Consider the following 12115-nt stretch of genomic DNA (forward strand, 5'->3'; position numbering starts at 1 on the left):
GCTCATTAATCGGCGTTTTTAGGAGAGCGGGTGATGTGTTACGGGAGGTGTGATGCTCATCAATGCGATGGTCCGTGACGAAAAGCCTGATACATTTCTTGGATACTAGGTTGATGCTAGTCACTGGATGACTTCATTTAATTAGAGTAAAGTTTATATATTAGGAATACTGGTGGTGGTCATACGACTGATTTGGCTGCTATCAATGAGGTGTCTATATGGAGAAAGAGCAAACTGATAACAAATATTTGCTACTTGATTTTTGGGAGTTCGCGATAATAAGCACCCTTGTAGTTGTATTTTTTCCGTGGTCTTTGCTGTTTAGTGTAGTTGTTTATGGGCTGGACTCTACGAAGTTATTGATTTTTGCTCTTCTACACGATGCTATTAAAACACTTTTTGCCATTATTTCAGTCGTAATTTCAATCGGCGTAATAATTGCTGTCCTCGTTTGGTTGTTTGGCTAGTTCATAGTCTTTAGTTATAAATTTAAGACTATGTATTCACAGAGAACGAAGATCGGCGACGAAATTAACAATCTGATGAGAATATTTATATGGCAGTAATTAAAAGCCTAATGATCAAAGTATTTGTATGGGCGGTATTTAATATTATAGCGGGAACACTGTTTGGAACATATAAAAATTACGAAGGGCTTTGGTGGCAAAATGCTCTGACATATGCAACGACTGGGCTTTTACCAATGTTACTATTTATTGGTGGTGTCATAACATCAGTGATGCTATTTATTGCTATCTGGAAGATTTCTGTTGCTGTAATTAATGTCAAAGGTCATAGGTTTATGACCATTTCTGCTCAAAGTTTAGCAACATTATTTCTTTGTTACTATGCGATAAACCTGAATTACATTATTGCTGTATTTATAGTGCGTTCTGTTTTTGGTTTTGATCCCTATGCAGGATCAGGCTGAGAAGTTCAAATAATGATTAATTTAGCGCAAAAATTATCTAAACTGACGGTCGGTCTGAACGGTGAAATTTAAACCCTAGTCAGTTATTATAGAAGTATCTTTGCACCCCACCTCTAAGTTCTAGTCCAATCGTTTGAATATCAAGTCTATTTTGGTATCCTTACAGGTTAAAATAAATTATGGTTAATTATGAATTTACGACAACGCATCATTATCTTTTTTGCAACAATACTATTAAGTTCCTGCGCAGGGACTACAAGACATCACATTCTTGGCACAACTTATGGTTGGGATAATGATACTGGTGAATATAGTATTCTGCTTGACGCAAAAATTGACAAATTAAGGATACGTCATGTCAGATGGACCAGTCCTGAATCTGTTTGTGTCAGCGGATTTGCTGATCATCTTGAAATCGAAGGCACTATTGGACCTGATTCGACTGCTGCCGTTGAACGCCTTCTACCCCAATTAAATAAATGCATAGATTCAAAAGGAACCTGGATTGTTAATGACGTTTTCCTAAGTTCAGGTGGTGGATTGCTTGCAGATGGTTATGCAATGGGGCGCCTATTTAGGAAATACCAAGTGAAAACCGCTATAACTGGAAAACAACAATGTGCCTCTTCTTGTGCTATCGCATTTTTAGGTGGGAAGTATAGAACCATGGCATTTGATGCTGAACTATTATTCCATGCGCCTTACCTTTCAAACGGAATTGCGATTGATTGTGCTGACTATGGACAGGTTGATGAATTGAAAAAATATTATCAAGCAAACCTTGGAAATTCAGATGGCGAATATTTATTAGACCGAACTATGAGTTATTGTTCTAATTCATCAGGTTGGAGTCTAAATGCTGACGGCGCAAAATTATTCGGAATTACAACAGACTGAAGCGTTAATTTATACGTCAAATTCGCTGTAAATGCAGCAACTTTTTAGTGGCAAGGGTTTACTTCAAAACGTATAGGAAACGTCTACGCAAGAAAGCAATTGGGTTAGTTACAATGAAAACGGAACTGTCTCTAAAGAAAACACAGGAACTTTCAAGAACGATGTGAAGATTAGTGATTGAGTAATCAGAGATTGCCCCCCCTCAAAACTGACAACCTTTTTATAATCTATAAATGCAACTAGTTAATTATGTTTTCTGATACCTACTCTTGCCGTTTCATTATCGCTCTCAGGCGAGCAGCCTGTGCAGCAAGTTTAGCCACTTCAGATGCGGTAGATCTCGGGTTATCAAGTTTATCAAGCGCTTCCTCAACAGCGTCAATCTTCACTTCTTGCTTGCTCTTCTTTATATAGCCACAACAGCCTCCTTGATTAAAACGAGAGCGAGAGTTGATGGCTTGAGGTAATGATGCTGGTGTGAGTCCACGATTGTTTTCATCTGGCAACCGATCAAACCAAATTTGTAGACCCTGATCAGTCTGCAAAAATTCGTGCAAAAACTCAATTAACTGTTCTGCCAACACCTCACTTTTGTGATACATATCTTCAGCAGCAGCAGTCCGTTTTCTGCGACTGTAATTCTCCGCACGAGAATAAAGTAAGTTCACTTTTTGCAGTCGCTCTTTGTATTCTATGATTTCTTCTGGTGGGGAAGATAAGTCAACACGAAGAGATTGCTGTTGTTTCCATTCGCCTTCCATTTGCTTAAATGCACCATCGCCAAGCCAAGTGCTTCACTGACGATTTTGAACGTGTTGCCCATCTAATAACTTGTTCTTTAACTTGACAAGTTTTGCACGCTTTTTTTCAGACTGCTTATCCATTAATCCTCCTGTTCTTCACGCCGTATTGTTTCTAACCTACCGCTATGAATCGCAGCGTTCATTTGTGGCGATACCTTACTATAAAATGTTTCTAGCATCTTCACGCTGGTTCCCATTTGAGTAGCGAGTTGGTGAATGGTCTGTATTCATCTATACCGTATATACGAATACAGACGGGAAACTTTTATGTGGCATAAGTGGTCTTGGCTCGTTGATAAACCCCCGCGCAACCCACTCTTATAACGCCTACTGCTCACTGTGAATATTGTCTTGGTCTATCCTGAGTATCTGTTTGACCAACTTGTCCAGTTCATCACCTGTAAGGTTGTGATGTTCCAAACGGAACTCCGCAACCATCTTTAGTAGTTCGTCATACTTTAATTTTTAACTTTGGTTTTAGTTATTGAGTTTTTTTAATTCTTTTTGATGAGTCTTTTGCATAGTCTTCAAAAATGGATAACCAATCTTCAGAAATACTAGTACCGATGTACTCATGACTTCGTTCTATGAATTCGAAAACAGTTAACGTCGTTAGTTTTTTGTTGTTTCTTTTCTCTTCTTTATATTTTTGATTCAAGGTTACATGGATGAGATGGTCAGTATGATCAAGATATCTCTGAGTTTGATCATAAATCCTCTCAGAAGAAGTAACTGATCTTTTTGTATCAATAATAAAGTTTTCGAATTTGAAATCACTCTTACAAGTTTTTTTATGTCCTAAGTGGCGGCATGCATCAGGGTCAATTTGTTTTTCATATTCAAAGTCGACCCCAACTCTTAATCCTACATCATCAGAAACTAACATCTTTAAAAATAGTTTTTGGAACTCATATCCCTCAAGACGTGCTTGAGGATTAGTCATACGCTTAAATTCAATTGACCTAACTATTTTCGGCAACCGGCGGATTATAAAGTCTTTTTGATCCTCACCTGATAGTTCTAAGAGTATTTGACCGAACGCCGCCGCCATTACATCGCCGTTACACTGGTTAATAAATTTCAATTCATGCTTATTGTTATGTAACCCATGGTGAGTGACAGGGTGATTATTATGGAACTCTGATACTGTCCAGTCTTCTCCCGCAGATTTAAGGTAACCCCTGAGTACATCTAAATACTCATCGACCCCAATAAAATTTCTTTTTCTCTCAATTTTCTGTTCATACGTATACTTGCTAATGTTTAACAATTTACAAATGCCAGTTTTATAATCAACAAATATTTTCTCGATCTTGATTTTTATCGCACCTCCTGAAACCCTTCTGATGCACCCATACTTTTTACACTCGTCAAAGTCAGCATGATAATTATCAGATATCCCTAATATTGCACTTTGACTTGTTTCCATGCTGTGCGAATTTAACTGTTCGATGCCACAACGTCGGATGATATCTTCCAAAAATTCTTTAAGTAAAACTTTAGATTCTTCAATATCCCCCCAAACTATGTCTTCCAGATGTACTCGAGGGTTGATGCCAATATTTATCAATCGATCTTGAAATGAACCTCTTTTCTCTATGACTGAAATAAGTGATTTATCTGACAACTTTACTGCTGTGTAAGTAAAGTTTTCTTGTGCTTCATGATGCAATTTTGTCAAAGAGGTTGAAATTCTTTCATCTGACCATTTTTTGAGTTCCAGATTACCTTTTCCCCTTTTATCTAAAATTTCGCTAACAGACAAACTAGAATTTAAGTCGTGAATGATATGAATTACTTTAGATCGGGTTGTGCTGATTGGATCTTTCGATTCTGAAAAGTTAAATTGCTTGACTGCTCGCTTGGCAATTTCAAGGTTATCAATTCCTGTGACGATATTTTGAATGATAAATGCAATCAGAGTTTTTCGCTTTGAGTAATCCGGATTGACCAAGACTTCCTCTAGAGCACTCCGTTCCTCTATATCTAATGACCGTTGGAAATTTAATCTATTACTCTTCATTATTTGTCTCCTCAGACAGCGGTTACTGCAGGTAAAATATTCGATCTGCCGTTCAATCTGTATTAACTCTCTCGTCCCATCGGTAATCCCCCCATCAATAACCGAAGTTAAAAGTGGAGGTTTAATATGTCGTAGATACGGGTCTTCTAGTTCAACAGACCGAGCCTAATCTTCTTGCTCTTCACGCCACATTGTTTCTAATCTGCCGCTATGAATGGCAGCATTCATCTGTGGGGATACTTTGCTATAAAATGTTTCTAACATCTTCACACTCGTTCCCATTTGAGTAGCGAGTTGATGAATATCAGTGCCAGAAACCAATCTAAATGTGGCGTATGTATGACGAAGACAATACAGACTGCGAGTCACGCCATTAGTGTCTCGTAAGATATCTGCGTGCTCTAAGTACTGTCTGAAACTGCCTCTAAGTGCGTCAGTTGTTGTGTTGTAACCACTACGTGTTCTAAATACATTAATATCTAATTGCTTGGACAACAACTCTTTGAGCGTTAGGTGCTTGATGCTGTCGTTTAGGTCACGCAATCGCTCTAAATAACGAGCCGTGTTATCGCGTGCCACAAGTTGCCGTTTGCCAACCTTGCCATCTACAGCCACTTCTAAATATTCTTCCTTATCCAATCCAGTGAAGTAACGAATGTTTGACCACTTAATGCCTATTGCTTCAGTGCCGTGACGAATGCCGGTGTTTGCCAAAAACAGCACATACTCACGTAAAACCTCACGTAATTCTCTAGTTTCTTGGCGATGACCAGTGCCAGTCCAAGAGCGAAGTCCTTTGTAAATTGCTTGGTATTCATCCAATGAAAAAGCACCACGACTTTCGGTTTTAATACCTTTGTTTAGTACAGTGGGTTTGATACTGTCGGTAATCCAGCCACGCAATAACGCTTCGTCAAAGACACGATTTAACGCTGAGTTATGGGTGTTGATCGTGCTTTGTTTTGCCTTAAATGGTTTCGGTTCTTTGCCGAGTTCTTCTTTAAGTCGCTGATAGTCACTTATCCTGTTCCGCAATCCACGAATGCGAACCTCTTCTTTAGCAGATCCCATCTTCGTATCACGCCAAGATGCGTATTCCATCAATTTACGAGTGTTGATACTATCTACTTTTTGTTTGCCGAAGTAAGGAATAAGGTAGTTGTTAATGACGCGGATATAGTCTTTATAAACGACTTTTCCACCACCAGCATCAAGTTCTTCAGTCATACGCGTTACAGCGTAGCGAGCAACATTGCCGAACTTGCGAGTGTTCTGCGGAAGATTGTTCTTGTCGCGTTCATCGGCACCGTAATACAACTTGAATGCGATATCTTCTGCTTCTGCTTGGTCGTCAGTGCCAGTGCTTTGACGATACCATTCACCATTGTCTAACTTATAGCGACACTGCCAGAGCGGACTTCTGGGTCGTTTGTATAAGGTCAGTTTTTTGGGTCGTAGGTTGATGGTAGACACTAGTTAGTTCCAATTCATTGGAGTAAGGTCAGTGTATTGGGAATGCTGGTGGTGGTCAATACGGCAGATTAGTGTGCTACGTAAAAGTAGATCGTTTTAGTGACAGGGAGTGTGTATGAATAATATGTTAAAAACTTTTAGTACTAGCATTCTTGCTCTATGGTTAGTTGGGTGTGGAGGCGTGGTTTTACAACCTGTGTCTAGTTCACAATCAGAAAGCATAGCCAATTATCGTTTTATTGTTATCCCGATTGAGAAAAGTATTCTCTCAGGTTCAGGGTATGTGACAAAGGAATTTAGCCCAGACGACTGGATAGAAGACATTCTTCTTAAGCGTGGGTTAATTCGAGCATCAGAAGTGCCAGATGGGCAAGCGGATAAGACACTAATTCTAAGATATGCTAATAGTGGAACACGTGACGTTTATATGGGGCTGGGTTATACGATGGAAGTTTCAATTAGTATTCTTGAATCCAGCACTCTGAGACCTGTTTATAACTGCACTGCTGAAGGGATTGGGGACACGGAAGTGGATGATTTAAGAGACGCTATATCTAGGTGTCTGAGTGATTTAGTAGTGGCGAAATAGATTGCCTGTGCTTCAGGAAGATAGATGAATAGTGATCAATACAGTCGTCAAAGTGTGCTATGAGTGTGCTACAGGAATAAATTACACGTTTATGGAAGTTAGCGTATTTTAGGGGGTTTTTTCTAGTAAATGGTGCCCGGAGACGGAATCGAACCGCCGACACGAGGATTTTCAATCCTCTGCTCTACCGACTGAGCTATCCGGGCAATACTTCTTGCTTTCTTCTGTGCTGGTTGCAGGGTGTTACGCTACCAAGAAGAGGGCCGTATTAAACCCGTTTTGCATTTTGCTGTCAACAATAAGTTGCTGAAATTTGGTTATTTTCTTCATTCTAGTAGGTTTTACTTAATCAGCAGGGGGAACATACCCATCTGCTAGGTCGTAATCTTCACCAGAGGCAAATTTTTCTAGCTCACCTTGCAAGTAGGCTCTGCTTTCTGGGTCCATCATGTTTAAGTGCTTTTCATTGATAAGCATAGTTTGGTGCGTCAGCCAGTCTTGCCATGCTTGTTTGGATAAAGTTTCAAATAACTTTTGTCCCTTGGCGCCTGGAAATGGAGGGCGATCCATGGCTTCCATGTCGGTTTTGTATTTGCTGCAAAAAACGGTGCGGGTCATTAGATTTTCTCGAGTAGTTTTTTGATTGGAGTAGCTAAGCCTATTGTATGCAGTTGTTGGGTATCGTACCACTGGCTTTTAGCTTTTTCGGAAACTTTTTTTGGTGTGTTCTCCAATACCAATAGGTGTGGCTCTATGGTGAGCTTGTAATGACTGAATACATGCTTAATAGGCGTGATAGGTTGAGTGTTGGTAGGCAAGCCATCTAAGGCTAGCTGTGTTTGCAGGCTCTTTAGGTCGGCAAACTCTGGCAAGCTCCAAAGCCCGCCCCAAATACCTGTGTTTGGCCGTTGCTCTAGAAGAGTTTGTCCCTGCTTATTTTTGATTAATAACACGCTGATGGTTTTGTGTGGTATTAGTTTTTTTGGCTTAGGTGTAGGTATGGTGGCTACTTGGTCTTCTGCTAGCGCCTTGCACCTTGCTTGCATAGGGCAGGCCACACACAAGGGTTGTTTGGGTTTGCAGATGGTTGCGCCTATGTCCATGATCGCTTGAGTATAATCAGCATTGCGCGTTGTGGGTGTCAGCTTTGTAGCTATCTCCCACAGTTGTTTGTCTATTTGACTTTGCCCAGGCCACCCTTTAATGGCATATAAACGAGTCAGTAGTCGTTTCACATTACCATCTAGTATTACGCCTTGGTCATTATAGGCTTGGCTTATAATAGCCCCTGCAGTAGATCTGCCAATGCCTTTGAGTGATACAAGATCATCTATGCTGGTTGGCATTTCACCTTGGTGTTGCTCTACCACTTCAATAGCGCTGGCATGAAGATTGCGTGCACGGCTGTAATACCCTAGGCCTGTCCACAGAGCTAATACCTCATCACTGTGCGCCTCTGCTAAGTCTGTAATCGTTGGAAAGCGGGCCATGAAGCGCTCAAAATAGGGTATCACAGTGATTACTTGGGTTTGCTGCAGCATGATCTCAGATACCCACACGCGATAGCCTGTGCGGTCTTTTTGCCAAGGCAGGTGATTGCGTCCATGTTGGTCAAACCATATGAGTAGTTCTTTGGCAAAAGAGGCGTTTGTAATCATTAATTGATGGCTTGTGAGTGAGTAAACGTAAGTATTAGCAATTATACAATTGTTTTATCGCTTTTTGGTGCGTTTGTGCTGTGTAAATAAGTGCTTAAAGGTCGTATAATCTAAGCATATTGTGTAGCTATACTTTTTTTAAACGCGAGGACACCTCATGTCGGCACGTACCGCCACCGTAGAACGTAATACCTTAGAAACTCAAATTACAGTCAGTGTTAATTTAGATGGCACTGGTGTGTTTAGTTGTGTTACTGGGCTGCCTTTCTTAGACCACATGTTAGAACAGGTTGCACGTCATGGCCTAATAGATTTAGATATTAATGCCAAAGGTGATTTACATATCGATGCCCACCACACAGTGGAAGATTTGGGCATTACCCTAGGCATGGCCATTGACCAAGCTGTGGGCGACAAAAAAGGTCTGACCCGTTACGGATCTGCTTATGTTCCGCTTGATGAGGCCTTAAGCCGTGTAGTGATGGATTTTTCTGGTCGCCCAGGATTGTTTAATCATGTTAAATACACTCGTGGTCGCATTGGTGGTTTTGATGTGGATTTGTTTGATGAGTTTTTCCGTGGCTTTGTAAATCATGCCAAGCTTACGCTACACATCGACAACCTTAGTGGTAAAAATGCGCATCACCAAGCAGAAACAGTCTTTAAAGCCTTTGGTCGTGCTTTGCGCATGGCCTTAAGTGCTGATGAGCGTATGGCAGGAATGATGCCGTCGACAAAAGGCAGTTTATAAGCTCTGTATTGATAGGCTCGTTATGAAATCCGTTGCAGTAATTGACTATGGTATGGGCAACTTACACTCTGTTGCCAAAGCCCTAGAGCATGTTTGTCCAGATACCCGCGTTTATGTGACAAACGATGCCGCTAAAATTGAAGCCTGTGATCGTGTTGTTCTGCCTGGTGTAGGTGCTATGCGTGACTGTATGGCCGAGATTAAACGTCTGGGCGTCGATCAGATTGTAGCCGACCAAATGGGCAAGAAACCAATTTTAGGTATTTGTGTGGGCATGCAGGCGCTTATGCAGCACTCTAGTGAAAATGGTGGAGTGGATTGCTTGGGTGAGTTGCCAGGAGATGTATCTTTTTTTGGCGACCAACCTAGTGTGCAACAAGCGCATCTGAAAGTGCCACACATGGGCTGGAGCCAAGTGCAGCAAAAGCCTCACAAACTTTGGCATGGTATTGAAGATAATAGCCGATTTTATTTTGTGCACAGCTATTATGTGCGCACCCAAGCACGTCATCTTGTAGCAGCTACGTGTAATTATGGCCTAGAATTTGATGTGGCTTTAGCGCTAGAAAACGTGTTTGCAGTTCAGTTTCATCCAGAAAAAAGTCACTCTGCTGGCCTTAAACTTTTACAAAACTTTCTACAGTGGGACGGTAGTTAAATACTGCCGCAAATAATCTATGTCTCAAACCCCTTTGTTAATGATTCCTGCCATCGATTTAAAAGATGGTGAATGTGTACGCTTACGTCAAGGCCGTATGGAGGAGTCTACTGTATTTTCTGCAGACCCAGTATCAGTGGCCAGTCAGTGGGTTGATGCAGGGTGCAGAAGGTTGCATTTAGTGGATTTAAACGGTGCTTTTGCAGGTAACCCTGTCAATGGAGATATCGTTAAAGCTATCGCCATGGCGCACCCAAAACTGCCGATACAAATTGGTGGTGGTATACGCAATGTAGAGATTATCGAAGCTTACCTGCAAGCAGGTGTTGAGTATGTAATTATTGGCACTCAAGCAGTACGTGATCCAGATTTTGTTACTCAAGCGTGTCGTGATTTTCCTGGACGTATTATTGTAGGTCTAGATGCAATCGATGGCATGGTAGCTGTAGAAGGCTGGGCAGAAGTCACCGATGTGAAGGCAGTAGATCTGGCTAAACGCTTTGTTAATGATGGGGTTAGCTCTATTGTTTATACCGACATTGCCCGGGACGGCATGATGCAGGGTGTGAACGTAGAAGCCACGCGTCATTTAGCCCAAGCAGCAGGTATCCCTGTAATTGCTTCTGGTGGTGTGACTAATATGGATGATGTGCGCGCACTTGCAGCTGTTGCTGGAGATGGCATTATAGGTGCTATCACTGGTCGAGCTATTTATGAAGGCACATTAGATTTAGCCGCAGCTCAAGCTTATTGTGACGCAAGCTAACTTTTACCTATTTTAAGGATACTCTCATGGGTTTAGCTAAACGCATTATTCCCTGTTTAGACGTTAACAACGGCCGTGTTGTTAAAGGCGTGCAGTTTGTTGATATTAGAGACGCTGGCGATCCTGTGGAGGTAGCTAAGCGCTATAATGAGCAGGGTGCTGATGAAATTACCTTTTTAGACATAGGTGCTACCCATGAAAACCGTGACACTATGGTGCACACGGTTGAAAAAATGGCTAGTGAGGTGTTCATCCCTCTCACTGTGGGTGGTGGCATAAGAACCTGCGAAGATATTCGCCGTATGCTCAACGCCGGTGCAGACAAAGTAGGCATCAATTCTGCCGCAGTTTTTAACCCAGATTTTGTCCAGCAAGCAGCAGATCGTTTTGGTGTGCAGTGCATTGTGGTAGCTATCGATGCCAAGCAAGTCAGTGGCCCTGGTGAGCCATTACGGTGGGAAATTTTCACTCATGGTGGGCGCAAAGCTACAGGCATTGACGCGGTCGAGTGGGCGATCAAGATGGTTAATTATGGTGCTGGTGAAATACTACTTACCAGTATGGACCAAGACGGTGTAAAAAATGGTTATGATCTAGGTGTCACGCGCACTATAAGTGACGCAGTGTCTGTGCCTGTGATTGCTTCTGGCGGTGTGGGTAACTTAGATCATTTAGTAGAAGGTGTTACTGAAGGTAAGGCTGATGCAGTGTTAGCGGCTAGTATTTTTCACTTCAACGAATACACTATTCCTCAAGCCAAAAAATATATGGCCTCAAAGGGTATCGAGATGCGGCTTTAGCAGCTCAATGAGCGCCGAGGCTGAAACAAGCTTTATGCCTGCTTCATCCAGTTTACCAAGAGACTGGCTTAAAAAAGCTATCGTCTCTGGGTAAGGGTGGCCAATAAGTACAGCGAATTTATTTTTTCGGGCAACATCCATAGCTTGTTGAAATTGGATCTCTAAAGCTTCAGTGCTGGTGTCATTGTCTAAAAATACATCCCGTTTAAGTGTGGGCACATTTTGCGCTATGGCCTGTTGCCAGGCGACACTTGTGGCACTGGTGCGACTATCTACAAAAAATAGCTCTAGCTCTTTGGCCACATCCATCGTCCACAGCATGGGTAAGGCTTGTTCCGTTAGTGCGCTACCCATGTGGTTATTTAACCCTTGAGTGAAGGGAATGTTAGCGGCATCCTTTCGTAATATATCTTTAAAGGTTTTCTCATCCATACCTAAAGTAAGTCCGCCTTTGCCAAGCTTAATACCCGCATGATTTTGCATTGGCACATGAAGCATGATCTCTTTATCTACTTTAGCTCCAGTGCTAGCTAATGAAGCGCCATGTCGGGTGTGGGGTATTACAGCCAAAGTAATAGGCCCTGGTAAGTTTATGATGCCTAACCCGTTGGCAAGGTTATAGCCTAAGTCGTCGATGATAATGACCATAGAAGGCTGAAAAACATCTGCTTTAACTAAATGTGCGCTGGTCATAAACCAGAACCATAGACACCCAATAAGACAGTGCTGAAACTGGGACATTTTTTTGGATAACTTGTTCAGTTTG

The 12115-nt window shown here is 41.7% G+C and carries 13 protein-coding genes and 1 tRNA gene; 7 read left to right on the plus strand and 7 right to left on the minus strand.

Annotation, left to right across the window (positions count from 1 at the left end; all coding sequences use genetic code 11):
* The first annotated feature begins 556 nt into the window (after positions 1-556).
* Together ABXT42_RS00910 and ABXT42_RS00915 are read left to right on the plus strand one after the other, a co-directional pair.
* Positions 557-931, plus strand: coding sequence for a hypothetical protein (locus tag ABXT42_RS00910; RefSeq protein WP_443628506.1), 375 nt, complete (start codon positions 557-559; stop codon positions 929-931).
* A gap of 189 nt (positions 932-1120) precedes the next feature.
* Positions 1121-1828, plus strand: a complete 708-nt coding sequence (locus ABXT42_RS00915; RefSeq protein WP_443628507.1) for a hypothetical protein — start codon at positions 1121-1123, stop codon at positions 1826-1828.
* Positions 1829-2091: 263 nt separating this feature from the next.
* On the opposite strand, the gene ABXT42_RS00920 is transcribed toward ABXT42_RS00915, so the two are convergent.
* The 3 genes from ABXT42_RS00920 to ABXT42_RS00930 all read right to left on the minus strand — a co-directional run bounded on the left by ABXT42_RS00920 (position 2092) and on the right by ABXT42_RS00930 (position 6127).
* On the minus strand, positions 2092-2589 hold the full coding sequence (locus tag ABXT42_RS00920) for a hypothetical protein (protein WP_443628508.1): 498 nt from the start codon (positions 2587-2589) through the stop codon (positions 2092-2094).
* A gap of 523 nt (positions 2590-3112) precedes the next feature.
* Positions 3113-4654 carry a hypothetical protein gene (locus ABXT42_RS00925; RefSeq protein WP_443628509.1) on the minus strand — a complete coding sequence of 514 codons (1542 nt, stop codon included), beginning with the start codon at positions 4652-4654 and terminating at the stop codon, positions 3113-3115.
* A 165-nt stretch (positions 4655-4819) separates the two neighbouring features.
* Positions 4820-6127 carry a tyrosine-type recombinase/integrase gene (locus ABXT42_RS00930; protein ID WP_443628510.1) on the minus strand — a complete coding sequence of 436 codons (1308 nt, stop codon included), beginning with the start codon at positions 6125-6127 and terminating at the stop codon, positions 4820-4822.
* A gap of 115 nt (positions 6128-6242) precedes the next feature.
* Here ABXT42_RS00930 and ABXT42_RS00935 point away from each other — a divergent pair, with 115 nt between their 5' ends.
* Positions 6243-6716, plus strand: a complete 474-nt coding sequence (locus ABXT42_RS00935; protein ID WP_443628511.1) for a hypothetical protein — start codon at positions 6243-6245, stop codon at positions 6714-6716.
* A gap of 130 nt (positions 6717-6846) precedes the next feature.
* Here ABXT42_RS00935 and ABXT42_RS00940 read toward each other — a convergent pair.
* The 3 genes from ABXT42_RS00940 to mutY all read right to left on the minus strand — a co-directional run bounded on the left by ABXT42_RS00940 (position 6847) and on the right by mutY (position 8374).
* Positions 6847-6922: transfer RNA gene (locus tag ABXT42_RS00940), tRNA-Phe, on the minus strand.
* Between the two features lie 139 nt (positions 6923-7061).
* Positions 7062-7334, minus strand: coding sequence for an oxidative damage protection protein (locus ABXT42_RS00945; RefSeq protein ID WP_443628512.1), 273 nt, complete (start codon positions 7332-7334; stop codon positions 7062-7064).
* The gene (mutY, locus tag ABXT42_RS00950; protein WP_443628513.1) at positions 7334-8374 is read right to left on the minus strand and encodes an A/G-specific adenine glycosylase; all 1041 of its coding nucleotides are present in this window, start codon (positions 8372-8374) and stop codon (positions 7334-7336) included. Before mutY ends, ABXT42_RS00945 begins: the two co-directional genes overlap by 1 nt.
* Positions 8375-8531: 157 nt before the next feature.
* On the opposite strand from mutY, the gene hisB reads away from it, so the two are divergent.
* From hisB to hisF, 4 genes are read left to right on the plus strand one after another with little or no spacing between them, the layout of a single operon-like run.
* Positions 8532-9125 carry an imidazoleglycerol-phosphate dehydratase HisB gene (gene hisB / locus ABXT42_RS00955; protein WP_443628514.1) on the plus strand — a complete coding sequence of 198 codons (594 nt, stop codon included), beginning with the start codon at positions 8532-8534 and terminating at the stop codon, positions 9123-9125.
* Positions 9126-9147: 22 nt separating this feature from the next.
* On the plus strand, positions 9148-9783 hold the full coding sequence (gene hisH / locus ABXT42_RS00960; RefSeq protein ID WP_443628515.1) for an imidazole glycerol phosphate synthase subunit HisH: 636 nt from the start codon (positions 9148-9150) through the stop codon (positions 9781-9783).
* A gap of 34 nt (positions 9784-9817) precedes the next feature.
* Positions 9818-10549, plus strand: a complete 732-nt coding sequence (gene hisA / locus ABXT42_RS00965; RefSeq protein WP_443629422.1) for a 1-(5-phosphoribosyl)-5-[(5-phosphoribosylamino)methylideneamino]imidazole-4-carboxamide isomerase — start codon at positions 9818-9820, stop codon at positions 10547-10549.
* Between the two features lie 26 nt (positions 10550-10575).
* Positions 10576-11349 (plus strand): imidazole glycerol phosphate synthase subunit HisF, encoded by a 774-nt coding sequence (hisF, locus tag ABXT42_RS00970; RefSeq protein WP_443628516.1) that lies wholly within the window; start codon positions 10576-10578, stop codon positions 11347-11349.
* Here hisF and ABXT42_RS00975 read toward each other — a convergent pair.
* The gene (locus ABXT42_RS00975; protein ID WP_443628517.1) at positions 11323-12042 is read right to left on the minus strand and encodes a divergent polysaccharide deacetylase family protein; all 720 of its coding nucleotides are present in this window, start codon (positions 12040-12042) and stop codon (positions 11323-11325) included. The genes hisF and ABXT42_RS00975 overlap by 27 nt on opposite strands.
* Positions 12043-12115 lie beyond the last annotated feature (73 nt).

This window comes from Candidatus Njordibacter sp. Uisw_002 (genome assembly GCF_047730155.1).
In the GTDB taxonomy this organism is placed as follows: Bacteria; Pseudomonadota; Gammaproteobacteria; order Pseudomonadales; family Balneatricaceae; genus Njordibacter.